The organism is Hymenobacter elongatus, assembly GCF_004745955.1.
GTDB classification, from domain to species: Bacteria; Bacteroidota; Bacteroidia; order Cytophagales; family Hymenobacteraceae; genus Hymenobacter; species Hymenobacter elongatus.
The window spans coordinates 1-15,527 of sequence record NZ_SRLD01000017.1 but is presented as its reverse complement, the minus strand read 5'-3'; the positions used below and the strand labels follow the sequence as shown (position 1 = coordinate 15,527).

14 protein-coding genes are annotated in these 15,527 nt (G+C 59.1%); 9 read left to right on the top strand and 5 right to left on the bottom strand.

From position 1 onward, the window contains the following. Nucleotides 1-82: 82 nt before the first annotated feature. Nucleotides 83-1,270 (top strand): ribonuclease D, encoded by a 1,188-nt coding sequence (locus tag E5J99_RS10130; RefSeq protein ID WP_135497615.1) that lies wholly within the window; start codon nt 83-85, stop codon nt 1,268-1,270. A gap of 177 nt (nt 1,271-1,447) precedes the next feature. On the opposite strand, the gene aceA is transcribed toward E5J99_RS10130, so the two are convergent. Together aceA and aceB are read right to left on the bottom strand one after the other, a co-directional pair. Further along, nucleotides 1,448-2,740, bottom strand: coding sequence for an isocitrate lyase (aceA, locus tag E5J99_RS10125; protein WP_135497614.1), 1,293 nt, complete (start codon nt 2,738-2,740; stop codon nt 1,448-1,450). Between the two features lie 226 nt (nt 2,741-2,966). Further along, nucleotides 2,967-4,604 carry a malate synthase A gene (gene aceB, locus E5J99_RS10120; RefSeq protein WP_135497613.1) on the bottom strand — a complete coding sequence of 546 codons (1,638 nt, stop codon included), beginning with the start codon at nt 4,602-4,604 and terminating at the stop codon, nt 2,967-2,969. Nucleotides 4,605-4,847: 243 nt separating this feature from the next. Here aceB and E5J99_RS10115 point away from each other — a divergent pair, with 243 nt between their 5' ends. Genes E5J99_RS10115 through mltG form a run of 3 tightly spaced genes read left to right on the top strand, consistent with a single transcriptional unit; the run spans nt 4,848 to nt 8,194 of the window. Then, nucleotides 4,848-6,296 carry a helix-turn-helix domain-containing protein gene (locus E5J99_RS10115; RefSeq protein WP_167852065.1) on the top strand — a complete coding sequence of 483 codons (1,449 nt, stop codon included), beginning with the start codon at nt 4,848-4,850 and terminating at the stop codon, nt 6,294-6,296. 35 nt (nt 6,297-6,331) lie between these two features. Next, complete coding sequence (locus tag E5J99_RS10110; protein WP_135497611.1) at nt 6,332-7,102, top strand: class I SAM-dependent methyltransferase; 771 nt, start codon at nt 6,332-6,334, stop codon at nt 7,100-7,102. A gap of 21 nt (nt 7,103-7,123) precedes the next feature. After that, complete coding sequence (gene mltG / locus E5J99_RS10105; protein ID WP_135497610.1) at nt 7,124-8,194, top strand: endolytic transglycosylase MltG; 1,071 nt, start codon at nt 7,124-7,126, stop codon at nt 8,192-8,194. A gap of 34 nt (nt 8,195-8,228) precedes the next feature. Here mltG and E5J99_RS10100 read toward each other — a convergent pair whose 3' ends face one another. After that, the gene (locus E5J99_RS10100; protein WP_135497609.1) at nt 8,229-9,719 is read right to left on the bottom strand and encodes a hypothetical protein; all 1,491 of its coding nucleotides are present in this window, start codon (nt 9,717-9,719) and stop codon (nt 8,229-8,231) included. Nucleotides 9,720-9,804: 85 nt separating this feature from the next. Here E5J99_RS10100 and dtd point away from each other — a divergent pair, with 85 nt between their 5' ends. Both dtd and E5J99_RS10090 read left to right on the top strand, forming a co-directional pair. Continuing rightward, nucleotides 9,805-10,254 carry a D-aminoacyl-tRNA deacylase gene (dtd, locus tag E5J99_RS10095; RefSeq protein WP_135497608.1) on the top strand — a complete coding sequence of 150 codons (450 nt, stop codon included), beginning with the start codon at nt 9,805-9,807 and terminating at the stop codon, nt 10,252-10,254. Nucleotides 10,255-10,327: 73 nt separating this feature from the next. Continuing rightward, on the top strand, nt 10,328-10,654 hold the full coding sequence (locus E5J99_RS10090) for a nucleotide pyrophosphohydrolase (protein ID WP_135497607.1): 327 nt from the start codon (nt 10,328-10,330) through the stop codon (nt 10,652-10,654). 114 nt (nt 10,655-10,768) lie between these two features. Here the strand turns inward: E5J99_RS10090 and E5J99_RS10085 are convergent, their stop codons facing one another. Together E5J99_RS10085 and gcvT are read right to left on the bottom strand one after the other, a co-directional pair. Next, a complete protein-coding gene (locus tag E5J99_RS10085; RefSeq protein ID WP_135497606.1) occupies nt 10,769-11,482 on the bottom strand; it encodes a 2-phosphosulfolactate phosphatase in 714 nt (237 codons plus the stop codon). A gap of 128 nt (nt 11,483-11,610) precedes the next feature. After that, on the bottom strand, nt 11,611-12,717 hold the full coding sequence (gcvT, locus tag E5J99_RS10080) for a glycine cleavage system aminomethyltransferase GcvT (RefSeq protein WP_135497605.1): 1,107 nt from the start codon (nt 12,715-12,717) through the stop codon (nt 11,611-11,613). 206 nt (nt 12,718-12,923) lie between these two features. Here gcvT and E5J99_RS10075 point away from each other — a divergent pair, with 206 nt between their 5' ends. The 3 genes from E5J99_RS10075 to E5J99_RS10065 are packed head-to-tail and all read left to right on the top strand — an operon-like array spanning nt 12,924 to nt 15,371. Continuing rightward, the gene (locus tag E5J99_RS10075; RefSeq protein WP_135497604.1) at nt 12,924-13,295 is read left to right on the top strand and encodes a CZB domain-containing protein; all 372 of its coding nucleotides are present in this window, start codon (nt 12,924-12,926) and stop codon (nt 13,293-13,295) included. 31 nt (nt 13,296-13,326) lie between these two features. Next, nucleotides 13,327-14,868 carry a sensor histidine kinase gene (locus E5J99_RS10070; protein ID WP_167852064.1) on the top strand — a complete coding sequence of 514 codons (1,542 nt, stop codon included), beginning with the start codon at nt 13,327-13,329 and terminating at the stop codon, nt 14,866-14,868. A gap of 59 nt (nt 14,869-14,927) precedes the next feature. Next, the gene (locus tag E5J99_RS10065) at nt 14,928-15,371 is read left to right on the top strand and encodes a response regulator (RefSeq protein WP_135497603.1); all 444 of its coding nucleotides are present in this window, start codon (nt 14,928-14,930) and stop codon (nt 15,369-15,371) included. The last annotated feature ends 156 nt before the right edge of the window (nt 15,372-15,527 follow it).

Genomic DNA, 15,527 nt, shown 5'->3' with positions numbered 1-15,527 from the left:
TGCCCGGCAGCCGTGCCTATCTTTACCACAATGGCCTTTGCCATCATCCAGCGGCTGTTCCGCTGCCTTTCTATTCGCCTGAATGTCTACACCTATAATTCAGTACCTGACTACCGGAGTCGAAGTTCAGCAAGCCGCTGACTCCCTGCAAACTGCCACGCGCCTGGCCATCGATCTGGAATTCGACGACATGCGCCACCGCTACGGCCGCAATCTGGCGCTGATTCAGATTTTTGACGGCAAAGTAGTATACCTGCTCGACCCCTTGCCGCTCACCAACCCCGCCCAGGAGCTGGAGCCCATTTGGATGCTGCTGCGCAACCCGGCCATCGAGAAGGTGTTCCACAGCTGTAAATCCGATATTCTGCTGCTCGATGAGCTGTACGACGTGCATGTGCGCAATATTTTGGATACCAGCGTGCAGTATACGCTGCTGGGCGAGTCGGACAACAACATTTCCCTGGGCCGCCTGATTCAGGCTGAGCTGGGGCTGGAAGTCGATAAGGGCGAGCAAAAGTCCAACTGGCTGAAACGCCCGCTTACTGAGGCCCAGAAAGTGTACGCGGCCAATGATGTTTTCTACCTGTTTGAGCTGGCCGACCGCCTGCGCGTGAAGCTGGCCGAGCTGGGCCGCGCCGAGTGGGCCGACCAGGAAAACGCGGCGCTGGAGGATGTGCGCTACACCCGCGACGACCGCCCCTACCTGCGCATGGCGGGCAAATACCGCATCATGCCAACCGAAATGCCGCTGTTCCGCGACCTGTATATGCTGCGCGACCAGGTAGCCCGTCAGCTGGATAAGCCGCCGTACATGGTTTTCGCCAACGACCGGCTATCGGAGCTGGTGCGCGACACGCCGCGTGATACGAACGACTGGAAAACGGCCCGCGGCCTGCACCCGGAATTGAAACGCACCCCCTATCTGGACCAGCTGGCCGCGCTTTCTCCCGACAACTTCGTGGCTGTGCCCGAACCCGCCGCAACGGGCGAGCAGCGGCGCTTCCCATTCCGTCGGCGCCTCAACGGCGAAAAAGCGGCCAAAGCCGATGCCCGCGAGCAGCTGCTGACTCAGCTCAAGACGCACATCACAACGGATATCAATATCTACGTTGCCAACCTGGTGCTTTCCAACCGCCTCGTGGCCGACATCGTTGAGTTGGGCACCGAGCAAGTGTTGCGGCCCTGGCAGAAAACCATTCTGCGCGAAGCCTGCCAGAACCACAGCCTCGACTATGCGCAATTGACCACGCCGTTTGACGCGGTGGCGTAGAGCTGATGGTCGTATAAAACAGGAAAGCCACTCTATCCAGAGCGGCTTTCCTGTTTTATACACCTTCCCCAAACAACTAATTGCCGGCAGTAGGAGCATCTCACCTGTTGCCGGCGAAATGCTCCGTCGTCAGTCTTACCGCCTGCTTCTATCGATTAATACTATCGACCTCAACGACTAGTGTGCGTTGTGAAACTGAGCTTCTTCCGTGGAACCTACCAAAGCCGACGTGCTGGCCTTGCCGGCCGATACCACGTTCTGTACGGCATCGAAATAGCCTGTGCCCACGAACGATTGGTGCTTCACGGCTTTGAAACCCTGCTTTTGCAACCCAAACTCCCGCTCCTGCAGCTCCGAATAGCCGGCCATGCCCCGCTCCCGATACGCCAGCGCCAGTTCGAACATGCTGGTGTTGAGGGCGTGAAAGCCAGCCAGGGTGATAAACTGGAACTTGAAGCCCAACGCAGCCAGCTCTTCCCGGAACGTCTCCATCTGCTCCACGCTCAGCTTGGAAGCCCAGTTGAAGGAAGGCGAACAGTTGTAGGCGAGCAGCTTACCGGGATATTTGGCGTGAATACCTTCGGCAAATGTACGGGCCTGGTTCAAATCGGGGTGAGAGGTTTCCATCCAGAGCAGGTCGGCGTAGGGTGCGTAGGCCAGGCCCCGGGCAATGCAGGCCTCCACACCGGGCCGCACGCGGTAGAAGCCCTCGTTGGTGCGCTCTTCGTCAGAGAGTACGAAGGGCAAGTCCCGGTCGTCGACATCGGAGGTAATCAGGTCGGCGGCGTCGGCATCGGTGCGGGCTACGACCAGCGTAGGCACATTGAGCACGTCGGCGGCCAGGCGGGCGGCTACCAGCTTATTGATGGCTTCCTGCGTGGGCACCAGCACTTTGCCGCCCAAGTGGCCGCACTTTTTGGCCGATGACAGCTGATCTTCGAAATGCACGCCGGCGGCGCCGGCCTCAATCATCATCTTCATCAGCTCAAACGCATTCAGGTTGCCGCCGAAGCCCGCTTCCGCATCGGCCACGATGGGCACCAGCCAATGCACGTCGCCGTCGCCGGTCAGGTTCTGAATCTGGTCGGCCCGTAGCAGCGCGTTGTTGATGCGCTTCACCACGTTAGGCACGCTGTCGACGGGATATAGGCTCTGGTCGGGGTACATTTGGCCCGCGCCGTTGGCATCGGCCGCCACCTGCCAGCCGCTGAGGTAAATAGCATTCAAGCCGGCCTGCACCTCCTGCACGGCCTGATTGCCGGTCAGGGCACCAAGGCCAGCCACGTATTGCTCCGAGTGCAGCAGCTTCCAGAGGCGCTCAGCGCCTTGGCGGGCCAACGAATATTCGATACGAATGGAGTTCTGCAACTTCACGACATCCTCGGGCGAATACGGACGCTCCACACCATCCCAGCGCGGATTAGTGGCCCAGTCTTGCGTAATGGCGGCAATTCGTTCTTGCTTATTCATGGCAGCGGGTAGGTTTGGCAGGACTAGCCTGCGGGTTGGAGGAAAGATGGAATAGCAGAGAGGCGGGAGCACCGAAACGCAACGGCAAAGCGGTGCCCGGCTGGCTCAAAAGGCAGCTTTTTTATACAGTCAACACGGAGGAAAAACGGGCGAATTAGCCCACGACGGCTCTGGGCCACCACCCGACTAGCGCGGCGGCCCCTGGTTTTGTGTGTACCGCCAGCGGCTAGCTGCTCAACAGCTGCTCGTAAGCCGGCACGGTCAGAAACTCAACGAATTTTTCGCTCGTCACCAAGCCGTCAAACAGGCGGGCGGCTTTCAGATACTGGCCTTCGGTGTAGCGCTCTTCGCCTACCAAAGCCCGTATTTTTTCGAGTTGGGTCGGCACGTAGGAGCGGTAGAGCTCCACCGTAATCGACCGGCCGTCCTGGAGCGTGGTACCGGGCGTATGCACCCACTGCCACACCTGAGCCCGGGATATTTCGGCCGTTGCCGCATCCTCCATCAGGTTGTAAATCGGCACGCAGCCGTTGCCCCCGAGCCAGGCTTCGATGTACTGAATGGCGACGTCAATATTGAGTTTGAGGCCCTCTTCGGTAATAGTGCCCTGCGGAGCTTCCACCAAATCGGCCGCAGTCACCTTCACATCTTCGCGCTTGTTGTCGATCTGGTTGGCTTCCGGCATCAGCTCATTAAATACCGCCAAGGCAATCGGAACGAGGCCAGGATGCGCCACCCAGGTACCATCGTGGCCGTTTTTGGCTTCCCGCACTTTGTCCAAGCGTACCTTTTCGAGCGCCGCCTCGTTGGCTTCCGGGTTATTCTTAATCGGAATCTGGGCGGCCATACCGCCGATGGCGTGCACGCCCCGGCGGTGGCAGGTCTGCACGACAAGCTGGGAGTAAGCGGCCATAAATGGCACCGTCATGGTTACCTGGGCGCGGTCGGGCAGCAGAAACTCATGCTTCAGACCCAGGCGCTTGATGTAGGAGAAAATATAATCCCAACGGCCGCAGTTCAGGCCCGCGCTGTGCTCGCGCAGCTCATACAGAATCTCGTTCAGCTCAAAAGCGGCGGGCAGAGTTTCGATCAGCACCGTGGCTTTGATGGTGCACTTCGGCATTTTCAACGACCACTGGGCAAAGCCAAAAATGTCGTTCCAGAGGCGGGCCTCCAGGTGGCTTTCGATTTTGGGCAGATAATAATAGGGGGCGCTGCCGCGGGCACACAGCTCGTGGGCATTGTGGAAAAAGTACAGCCCGAAATCGAACATCGAAGCGCTGATTGGCTCCCCATCGACCAGCACGTGCTTCTCAACCATGTGCCAGCCCCGCGGGCGCACCACCAGCGTCGCGGTTTCTTCGTTCAGCTTATATTCTTTGGCCGGAGTGCTCAGCGAAATCGTGCGCCGCACGGCATCGCGCAGGTTGCGCTGCCCTTCAATCACATTGCTCCAGGTCGGGGAATTAGAATCCTCCAGGTCGGCCATAAATACTTTGGCCCCGGAATTCATAGCATTGATAATCATCTTCCGCTCCACGGGCCCGGTGATTTCCACGCGGCGGTCCTGCAAATCGGCGGGCACGGGCGCTACGGTCCAGGGCTTCTCGCGGATCATGCGGGTTTCGGGCAGAAAATCGGGTAAGACACCGGCCTCAAATTCGCGCTGCCGGGCTTCGCGACGCACCAGCAGCTCCCGGCGCGTACCGTCGAAGCGCCGATGCAGCTCGGCCACGAAGGCCAGCGCCGACGGCGTCAGAATCTCAGCAAACTCGGGGGAGTAGGCTCCCACTACTTTCACCCGCTCCGGCGTGATGTAGGCAGGCGCGGCGACTAACGTTTGGGGTTCGGCGAAGGGCGACATGGCAGATGGGTTTGGTAGGGAAGCTGGAAAGAATATAACCAAACATACGTCAGCGAATTTTATAAGTCAAGCGAATATTCGCTAAAATTTACAAAACCTGCTTTTTACTTACTTTTACTCAGCTTTTCTGCTCCATCTTTTTTTATCGTAGCCGTTTTTCGCACGTCCGTTCGTTGCCGCAAGCGTCTGCCTCTGTCCTCTTGTATGCTCAGTCACGGCCAGGTTGTCCGGTTAATTTTTGGTTTGAAGCTGCGCGAGCTGCGTCAGGAGCGTGGCTTCACGCCCACGGAACTGGCCCGGGCCTGCGATGTGTCGGTATCGTACCTGAATGAAATCGAGAAGGGAAAAAAATACCCCAAAGCCGATAAAATACTGAGCCTGAGCAAGGTACTGGAAGTAACCTACGACCAGCTGACCTCGCTTACGCTCAGCCGCAAGCTAGAGCCGATATCGGAGCTGCTGCAATCGGAGCTGCTTAAGGAGTTTCCGCTGGAGATGTTCGGGCTGGACCCGGTGCGCATCGTGGAGCTGATTTCCGACGCGCCCGCCAAGATGAATGCCTTCATCGGGACGCTGTTTGAAATAGCCCGCAACTACGAAATGCGGCAAGAGCACTTCTTTCTGGCGGCTTTGCGCTCCTACCAGGAAATGCACGACAACTACTTCGAGGAGCTGGAGCAGGACGTGCGCACGTTCGTGGTGCAAGAAAAGCTGACGGCCTCGGCTCCTTTTGCTACCCAGCAGCTGGAGCGGGTGCTCACCGACAAATACGGCTACAGCGTCGACCGTGCCCAGCTTGGCGAGTACACCAGTCTGGGCCGGCTGCGCTCGGTGTTTCAGCCCAAAACCAAGCGCCTGCTGATGCGGCCCGGCCTCACCGGCTCGCAGGAGGCGTTTGTGCTGGGGCGCGAAATTGCGTTTAACTACCTCAATCTGCGGGAGCGGCCTTATGTGAATGCGAGCTTCCCGGTGCGCAGCTTCGATGAGGTGCTCAACAATTTCAAGGCTTCATATTTCGCCGGCGCGTTGCTGATGGAAGAGGAAAGCCTGACGCGGGATTTCCAAAAGCTGTTTGCCAGCAAAAAGTGGGACCCCGACGGCTTCCTAGAGCTGCTGACGAAGTATGCCGTGTCGCCCGAAATGTTCATGCAGCGCATCACCAACCTGCTGCCCCGCCACTTCGGCCTGCAAAGCCTGTTTTTCCTGCGTTTCGACCAGGCCGACGCCGACGCGGGCTTCGCGCTGACCAAAGAGCTGCACCTTTCGCGCCTGCACAACCCGCACGGCAACGAGCTGCACGAGCACTACTGCCGCCGGTGGGTGTCGCTGCGCCTGATTCTGGAGCTACGCCAGCAGCCGCCTTCGGCCACGCCGTACACCGCCATTTCGGCCCAACGCTCGCACTACTTCGGTACCAACGACGAATATCTGTGCCTCACGCTGGCCCGGGCGGGCTCACCTTCTGAGCCCGCCGTAAGTGTCACGGTAGGCTTGCTCTGCGACGACAACCTAAAGCAAAAGGTGCGCTTTTTCGATGATCCAAGCATTCCGGTGCGCATCGTGAACGAAACCTGCGAGCGGTGCCCGATTCCGGACTGCGAGGTGCGGGCTGCCGCGCCCCTCGAAATCGAGCGGAAGCAGCGCACCAAGGAGCTGGAAGCCGCCATTGCCACGCTGGTCAACGCGGGCTGATTGGAGCGCGAGTGAAGCAACCCTAACTGAGTACCATGTCTTCTGCCAAAGAACAGTTTGACCGCCAAGCTGCCCATTATAACGCGCAGTGGAACACCTGGACCGAGCCGCTGCTGCACTGGCTACTCACCCACGCCGACTGCCAGACAACTGATACGGTGCTGGACGTAGCCACCGGAACCGGCTTCACGGCGCTGGCTTTCGCGCCGCACGTGCAGTCGGTTGTGGGGCTCGATGTGTCGACCGGAATGCTGGCCCAGGCGCACCAGCGGCAGCAGGAGCTGGCTTTGCCGAACGTGACGTGGCTGGAAGGCGCCGCCGAGCTGCTGCCGTTTCCCGACGCTTCTTTCACCATCGTTACCTGCCGCATAGCGCCCCACCATTTCGAATCGATTCCCCGTTTTCTGGCCGAAGTGGCGCGGGTGCTCCGGCCCGGTGGACGCTTTTTGCTGGCCGATACCACCATTCCGGATGGTGCTGCCCAGCTCGGCCGATGGCAGAATACGGTAGAAAAGCTGCGCGACTCGTCCCACGCCCGCAACCTCACCCCGCAGCAGTGGCGCAGCGCGCTGCATGAGGCCGGGTTGGCGGTAAAAACGCTGGAAGAGCCAGCTACTGACGTGCCGATGCAGCTGAATGACTGGCTGGTGAAAGCGGGCTGCGCCGGTGCTCAGGCCGACGCGGTGCGGCAAGAGTTCCGGACTGCGCCGGCCAATGCGCGGCGGCACTTTCAGATTGCGGCTCTTGCCGATGGGGATTTTACCTTTGTGTGGCAGCGGGTGGTGGCCCACGCCGTGAAGCCCTAAAAACGCCGTTTTCCAGTTATTTTGAGTCAACAACCTTCTTCCCGTCCAGCTCCGCTCTGGTGGCGCGTTGTGCGGGCCTTAATGGTCGTTTTGCTGCTGGTAGGCGGCGTGGGGTTTTACCAAGCCTGGCAGTTGCTGTGGAAGTCCAACGTAGCCGCTTCTGCCTTTGGACCAGCGTACCTCTATATCCGAACCGGGGCTCCGTTTCAGGCGGTGCTCGACTCCTTGACGCGCCATGAGCTGCTGCGCGACCCGGCCACGTTTGAGCAGGTGGCCCGCTGGCGCGACTACCCGGGCCACGTGCAGCCCGGCCGCTACCTGCTCACTCCTGGCCTCGGCAACTCCGCCTTGGTAGACAAACTCCTGCAGGGGCCCCAGGATACCGTAGCCTTTACACTGGATGCCTTCAAATACAAGCCGCAGCTGGTGCGCCAGATAGTGCGGCAGCTGGAGGCCGATTCGGGCCAGCTGCGCGACTTGCTCAATGACAACCGCTTCCTGCTGCGCCGCTATCAGCTCGATACTACCACGATTCTGACGCTGTTTTTGCCGGGGCCCTACCGCTTTGTGTGGAATACTTCGGCCGCCCAGTTTCTGGATTCGGCGGCGGCTACGCACCACCGGTTCTGGACGCCGCAGCGCCGCCAGCAGGCCGATTCGTTGGCCCTATCGCCTGCGCAGGTGCATGTGCTGGCCAGCATTGTGCAGCGCGAAACCTCGGAACCACTGGACAAGCCCATTATTGCCGGCGTGTACCTCAACCGGCTGCGGAGCGGCATGCGTCTGCAAGCCGACCCGACGCTACTCTGGGCCATCGGCAATTTCGGCGTGAAGCGCGTGCTCAATAAGGATAAGCTCGTTGATTCGCCCTACAACACCTACAAGCACAAGGGCTTGCCGCCCGGCCCTATTACCTCGGCCAACCGCCAGAGCCTGAATGCCGTGCTGAAGCCTGCTGCGCATAAGTTCTTCTTCTTCTGTGCCCGGCCCGACCGGAGTGGCTTCTCCGATTTTGCCGCGACCTACGCCGAGCATAAGCGCAACGCCCGCCGCTACCAGCACACGCTCGACAGCCTGAAAATACTACGCTAAGCCGAGTCGGTAGTAGCCCTGTCAGCCACGACGATTACAACCGGTATAGCCGCAGCTGCAACGAATCCTGGGCTGCGGCGCGCTGTAGGTCCAGCGTTTCCTGGTAGCTCAGGCCCGTGTATTCGGAGTGCTCCAGAAATAGTAAGGGTGAAGTTAACATAGGCTCGGGCCAGGCCGCTACAGGCTGCTGCCGCCTCAGCGAATCGAACTGCTGCACGTTCGTCACGCGCCAGTAAGCATCGAGCAGCACATACTGAAACCCTTGTTGCCGAAGCTGCGCCAGCTTCGTTTCAGAAGTAATAGTTGCCACGGTATCTACGCCGAAAGGGGCCAGCCCGAGCCCTACCGTGCTGACTACTGTGGTGCCCTGCTGCTGCCGTAGCCACTGGGCTACCTGCGGATAGCGGCTAGGTGTGTAAGCGTATACTTCGCGCTGAATTCGGAAGAAGTTCAGGCCACAGGCCACCAGAATTAACAGGCTTAGCCAACGCAGGCTCAGTACGCGGCGCAGGCTCAGAAAAGTTAGTGCATACAGCAGCGCATACGCCAGCAATAGGCCCCGGGGCGCTTTAAGCAGCAATGACATGCCCGCCAGATACGCATACACCCATACTGCCAAGTAGCGCAACAGATTGATATGCCTTAGACCGGTGAATAGTTCGCGCCGCCACAATGCCGGCACGCCCACTATAGCTACCAGCAGCAAGGGCGACTCGAAATCCCACAGAAACCGGGAGTAATACAGCAAATCCAGATGCAGGCTGCCGCTGCGGCCAGCCGCGTTGGCAGCGCCCGGAAACAGAACATTGTAGTACACGGCAGGCCAACGGTACCAGGGCAAGCCGGCCGCCATACCCACCAGGCCAAATAGCAGGAATGGTAGCACCAAGCTACCCACTACCCGCAGCCAGTTGCGTTGTCGTAGCAGCAGCTTGTCTTGTTGCAGCAGCTCAAAAACACCCAAAATAGGCAGCGTCAGGATAAACTTGTAGTTGATGCACAAGCCCACAGCCAGCCATAGTACCGCTCGTCGCAAATGGACTTGGCTGGGAGCCTGCAACCGTTGGTAGTAAGCCCGGAGCAAAACCGCAAATACCAGCAGTGAAGCTGAGCCCATCGTAAAGTCGCGGCCAGAAAAGACCAGGAAAACCGACGAGCCGATAAATAGCGTGAGTAGCGCCGTTTCCGGACCGCTGAGCCGGGCAGCCCGACTAACGAAGGCGGCCAACGCGCCCACGGCCGCTACGGCCAGCAGCGCGTTCAGAAACTGGAACACATGAAAGTTCGTCGTGAGCCACGCCACGGGCACGTAGAGCACTGAAAAACCAGGGCTGCCGTGGTGAAACAGGTTGCGGAAGTCGCCACCGGCTATTTCCTGTACAATCTGCCAGTTACGGACCGAATCGTAATCGGGCAGGGCGGCGCTGGCTAAGCCGTGGAGACGCACAGCGGCCACCAGCAACAGCGCCAGCAGCAGATAAAGGGCTTTTTTTGTCGGCAGATTATCGTTCTTCGTGGTGGGCATAGCGTGCGCGCGGGGCCGGTTGGCGCTGCGAAGTACGAAAAACCAATTTCAACATCCCTCCTTCCTTTTCCTGCTTCCCCATAGTATGCGAGTAGTTGTGCAGCGCGTCCGCCAAGCCAGTGTCACGGTCGAAGGACGCATTACGGGCCAGATTGACGCGGGTATGCTGGTGCTGGCCGGCTTTGCCCCCGACGATGACACGAAGGCGCTGGACTGGATGGCGCGCAAGCTGGTGCAGCTGCGCATTTTTGGTGACGAGGACGGCAAGATGAACCGAAGCGTGCAGGATAGTGGGGGGCAGGTGCTGGTCGTGAGCCAGTTTACGCTGCTGGCCGACGCTCGCAAGGGCAACCGCCCCAGCTACACCGGGGCCGCGCCGCCGCCCCTGGCTATTCCGCTCTACGAGCAGTTCGTGCGGTTGCTGGAAGCCCTACTGGGCCAGCCTGTGCCTACCGGCGAGTTTGGAGCCGATATGCAGGTGCAACTCCTCAACGACGGCCCGGTTACCATCGTGCTGGACTCGCCTCCGGCGTGAGGCAGCAGTAGCCGGGCGCTGCCCGGCACGACAGCCGAAAAAAACGCTCATTCTTTCCCAACTTCTCTACTCCATGACTATCGAAGAAGCACAGCAAACCGTCGACACCTGGATTCAGACCACCGGCGTCCGGTATTTCAACGAGCTGACCAATATGGCCATGCTCACGGAAGAAGTGGGCGAAGTGGCGCGCATCATTGCCCGGCAGTATGGGGAGCAGTCGTTCAAAGCCTCCGACCGCGACAAAGTGCTGGCCGACGAGCTGGCCGATGTGCTTTTCGTGGTCATTTGCCTGGCCAATCAAACCGGAGTTAACCTCACGGAAGCCTTGCAGCGCAACCTGGAAAAGAAAAACCTACGCGACGCCGACCGGCACAAGCAAAACGAAAAGCTACGCTAGCACTATGCAAGGGGCAATCGAAGCGGCTGGTAACCAGAAAACACGTCATGCTACACAGACCAAAACAGCAAGCCGCCCCGCTTAATGTTTTGATCTGGACCTTCCAGCTACAGCCTAGTTGGCTACCAACCGTCCGTCGCGCCAGATGGGGAGCAAGTCGTACGTATCGAGCTGCACGCAGAAAGCCATATCCTGGTGCGCCTCCAGTCCGTTGAGTCGGCGCACGTGCGCCGACTGCAGCAAGTAAGCGGCCAGATCGGGCTTAGCCTGCTGCCACAGCTGACTGGCAGCCAACGTAGCATCACTGCCGGTGGTGTCGAAGTCGGCTTGCAGGCGTTCGGCTAGCGCGCCGCCAAAAATCGTGTCTTCCAGGTTGAAACGGCCTTTCCAGCCAGCGCACACTATCACGACGTCTTTGCCCTGCTGCCGCACAAAATCGGCCACAGCCTCCAGGTTGAGAAACGCGCCTATCACAACGGCGTCGGCGGCCAGCGAGAGGTGCAGGGCCCGCGTACCGTTGGTAGTGGTAATGGCCACAGCTCGGCCCAGCACCGGCAAGCCACCATCGAGGTAGCCAAAAGGCGAGTTGCCCAAATCGAAGCCTTCCGCCTGTTGGCCGTCCCGCTCTGCGGCCGTCAGGTAGCCTTTAGCCGCCATAGCCCGGCACTCTTCCAGCTCGCTGAAGGGCACCACGTGCGTTACGCCGGCGGCCAGCGCCGTCACGATAGAAGAGGTAGCCCGCAGAATATCGACAACCACGGCCACTTTGCCCGGCAGCTCATACAAAGGCAATAATTCGGGGCTAAAGCAAATATCGAGAGCGGGCATTGATACAATGACTATGGAATAAAAAAGAACGTCATGCTGAGCTTGCCGAAGCATCTCTACCGCAATGCTAATTCCTACTGCGGTAGAGATGCTTCGGCAAGCTCAGCATGACGCTAAAGTGGAGCCGCTTACGCCTCCTCGGTGCCTTTCACGAAGGGCAGCTTCACGATGGTGGCCGGAAAGTTTTTGCCCCGCACCTGCACGAAAATCTGGCTGCCAGGCGCACTCAGCTCCGTTTTGACGTAGCCCAGACCGATACCTTTGCTTAGCGAAGGCGACTGGGTGCCCGAAGTTACCTCCCCGATTTTGGCCCCGGCCTCATCCACCAGCTCGTAGTGGCTGCGCGGAATGCCGGCCCCGTCCATCAGAAATGCCACCAGCTTGCGCGCCACGCCCTGCTCCTTCTGCGCCTTCAGGCCAGCCGAATTGGTGAAGTCTTTCGTGAACTTGGTAATCCAGCCCAGGCCGGCTTCCAGAGGCGAGGTAGTGTCGTCGATGTCATTGCCGTAGAGCGAGAACCCCATTTCCAGCCGCAGCGTGTCGCGGGCACCCAGACCAATGGGTTTCAGCCCAAACGGCTTACCCGCCTCCATGATGTTGTCCCACACCTGCTGGGCATGCTCATTGGGAATATAGAGCTCGAAGCCACCCGCGCCGGTGTAGCCCGTGGCCGAGATGATGACGTTGGGGGCACCAGCAAACGTACCCTGCACGAAGGAGTAGTACGGAATGCTGGCCAGGTCCGTATCGGTCAGGCTTTGCAGCGCCTCGGCCGCCTTGGGGCCTTGCACGGCAAACAGGCTGGTTTGGTCGGAAATGTTCTCCATTTCGGCCCCGTTGGTATTGAACTGGCTGATCCAGTTCCAGTCCTTGTCGATGTTGGAGGCATTCACGACCAGCATGTAGTCGTTGTCGGCCAGCTTATACACCAGCAAGTCATCCACGATGCCGCCGTCCTGGTTGGGTAGGCACGAGTACTGGGCTTTGCCATCCGTGAGCTTGCTGGCGTCGTTGCTGGTCACGCGCTGAATCAGGTCGAGGGCTTGGGGGCCGCGCACCCGGAACTCGCCCATGTGCGAGACGTCGAACATGCCCACGGCGCGGCGCACCGTGCGGTGCTCGTCCAGATCGGAAGAGTAGCGCACGGGCATATTGTAGCCGGCAAACGGGACCATTTTGGCCCCTAGCTGCTGGTGAACATCATTGAGAACAACGGTTTTAAGGTCTTCGGCCATGGGGACGGGTTGGGGGGGAGGAAAGTAATGAATGGAGGAAGGCCCCGCGAAAGGGACGGGCGAAATTAGCCATTTCTGGCGTCCAGCGCGTACAACTACCCCGGCTGTTATCTTTGCGCCTCGACCTACCCGCAGTAGGTGGCGTTTCTTGCAAGCTGCCGCTTTCCTTTTTGCTACTTGTGTGTTGCCGTATTCCGGCACTCTATATGAATTCAGAGTCAGATATAAAACAGGATTTTGAAACGGCGCTCGTCAAGCACATGCTGTTCAAGTCCAAGCTTCGCTCCTTTCTCTATGGCACCCAACTAGCCGAAGGCCCCGTTCGGGACGCCGACCAATGCGGCTTAGGCATCTGGATTCAGGAGCGCTGGCAAGGTCCGTTGGGCTCGGTTTCTGAGTGGTTTGAGCTCGACCGGGTTCATCGCCAGCTACACGCCGAGGCCAATAAACTGATGGATATGTACCAGCAGGGATTTCAGGAGCAGGCCCGCGAAGGACTAGCCGATCTGCTGCCGCTCACGGACCGCGTGCCACGGCTGCTACAAACCATCCAGGACAAGCTGCGTACGCCTCGCTAATGCTGCCTATTCTTTCCTGTCGCCGCGCTGCATGAAGCTGAAGCTTTCTACCAAACTCTTCGCCGGGTTTCTGGTCATTTCGGCCCTTTTTGCCATGGTAGTCATCGTCAACTACCAGTTGTCGCGCCAAGTGCTGCGCAACTCTGAGCGGGTGCAGGCCTCGCAGCGCCTGACGGGCGAGGCGTCTTCCCTGTTCCGCAATATCATCGATATGGAGTCGGGTTTTCGGGGCTTCATGCTGATTGGCAACGAAGCCGTGCTGCAGCCTTACTACCAGGGCGAGCGGGAATTGCTGGATCGATTTGCGGAGCTACGCGCCCAAATTGACGTCGACGACCCCCAGCACGCCCGCATCCTGCGTACGCAGCGGCTCTATCAGCAGTGGTCGGCCTACTCCCACTTGCTCATCAGTGAGAAACGAGAGGCTCGCCGCCGCGACGCCAACCAAATAGCCATGCAGGGTATGGAGCACCGGTCGCTGGCCGAAAGCCTCACCGGCAAGCAGATTATGGACCAGGTTCGGGTTCTATTTGCGGGCTTCGAGCGCACCGAGCTTGCTGAGCGCGACAAAGTGCGGCAGAAGCTTGAGGACAGCATTCAACAGACCCGGCTGATTTCCATTATCGTTACGCTGCTCTCCATCGGCATTGGCCTGCTGTGGGCCACCTACATCACGCGCCTTATTGCGCGCCGCATCAACATGATGGTGGGCCTCTCGACCCAGATTGCCACCGGCGACTATACCACCCGCATTCAGGATACGGCCCAGGATGAGCTCACCGAGCTGGCCGACTCGCTGAACGTCATGGCGCATACCATCGACTCGACATTCAAGCAGCTGGAACGCCGCAACCAGGAGCTCGACCAGTTTGCCTACGTCGTCTCTCACGACTTGAAAGCGCCGCTGCGCGGCATCGAAAGCGCATCGCGCTGGATTGAGGAAGACTTGGGTCAAAACTTACCCGACCATATCCGCGAGTTTCTACTGCTGATGCGGACGCGCGTCCACCGCATGGAAAACCTGATTAGCGGCATCCTGGACCTGGCCCGCGTGGGCCGCACCAAACAAGCCGATGAGCGCATTAGCGTGCGGGAGCTGCTCACCGAAATCGTGGACTCTTTGGCCCTGCCACCAGGCTTCCAAGTGCAGCTGCCCACGTATCTGCCCACGCTGACATCAAATCGGGTGCAGTTGCAGCAGGTCTTCACCAATCTGATCAGCAACGCGCTGAAATACCACGATACCCCGGCCACTGGAATAGTGCGCATCGGGTGCCGCGAAGACCGCCAGCAGTATACGTTCTCCGTCGCCGACAACGGCCCGGGTATCGACCCGGAGTATCATGAGCGAATTTTTGTGATTTTTCAGACTCTGGTGGAGCGCGATACGATGGAGAGTACGGGCGTAGGCCTGGCCATTGTCAAGAAAATAGTAGAGCGACAGGGCGGCACTATTCACGTCGAATCGGCAGAAGGACAGGGTGCTACCTTCACTTTCACGTGGTCCAAAGAGCCCCTCTCCCTCACGGAGCGGCGCATGAGCGGGACCCGGCCAGCGTCGAAAAACGTCTGATTGGCGATATATACCGTATAGAAAGTAGTTTTGGGCTCGTTTCCACCTCTCCCTCTCTTATGTCTACCGACGCTTTCACTCCTAGTATTCTCCTCGTTGAAGACGACCAGATGGACATCATGAACGTGCAGCGCGAGTTGCGCAAACACGATATCAATGTACCGTTGCATATCGCCAAAAATGGCCGCGATGCCTTACAGCTTCTGCGCGGCGAAAACGGCCAGCCCAAGATAGACAAGCCCAGCGTCGTTATGCTCGACATCAACATGCCACGCATGAACGGCCTGGAGCTGCTGGACGCGCTCCGCTCCGACCCGGAATTCGTGGGCCTGAATGTGTTCATCATGACCACTTCCGACCTGGAAACCGACCGCCTCAAAGCCCGGGCATTGGCGGTGAGCGGCTACATCATCAAGCCCCTGAACTTCGATAAGTTCGGCGAAGGCGGCTCCACTGTCGATGGCTTCAGCCTGTTTTTAGATTTGCTGCGGCTGAAAAATTAGGAAGAGACGCGCCCAAACGGCCGGTAATCTACTTAGAGCCTATCCAAATAGGCATTATTTTCGGGTATGGCAACGACTCAAGAATTCATCATTTCCGATGCCTTGTGGGAGCGTCTGCGGCCGCTGCTGCCGGTGCATACCCCGAAGGCTCATCCC

Coding starts and splice junctions, on each gene's coding strand:
- E5J99_RS10130 (WP_135497615.1), top strand. CDS start 83: ATGTCTACACCTATAATTCAGTACCTGACTACCGGAGTCGAAGTTCAG.
- E5J99_RS10110 (WP_135497611.1), top strand. CDS start 6,332: ATGTCTTCTGCCAAAGAACAGTTTGACCGCCAAGCTGCCCATTATAAC.
- E5J99_RS10090 (WP_135497607.1), top strand. CDS start 10,328: ATGACTATCGAAGAAGCACAGCAAACCGTCGACACCTGGATTCAGACC.
- E5J99_RS10085 (WP_135497606.1), bottom strand. CDS start 11,482: ATGCCCGCTCTCGATATTTGCTTTAGCCCCGAATTATTGCCTTTGTAT.
- aceA (WP_135497614.1), bottom strand. CDS start 2,740: ATGAATAAGCAAGAACGAATTGCCGCCATTACGCAAGACTGGGCCACT.
- E5J99_RS10065 (WP_135497603.1), top strand. CDS start 14,928: ATGTCTACCGACGCTTTCACTCCTAGTATTCTCCTCGTTGAAGACGAC.
- E5J99_RS10100 (WP_135497609.1), bottom strand. CDS start 9,719: ATGCCCACCACGAAGAACGATAATCTGCCGACAAAAAAAGCCCTTTAT.
- aceB (WP_135497613.1), bottom strand. CDS start 4,604: ATGTCGCCCTTCGCCGAACCCCAAACGTTAGTCGCCGCGCCTGCCTAC.
- E5J99_RS10070 (WP_167852064.1), top strand. CDS start 13,327: ATGAAGCTGAAGCTTTCTACCAAACTCTTCGCCGGGTTTCTGGTCATT.
- E5J99_RS10075 (WP_135497604.1), top strand. CDS start 12,924: ATGAATTCAGAGTCAGATATAAAACAGGATTTTGAAACGGCGCTCGTC.
- gcvT (WP_135497605.1), bottom strand. CDS start 12,717: ATGGCCGAAGACCTTAAAACCGTTGTTCTCAATGATGTTCACCAGCAG.
- dtd (WP_135497608.1), top strand. CDS start 9,805: ATGCGAGTAGTTGTGCAGCGCGTCCGCCAAGCCAGTGTCACGGTCGAA.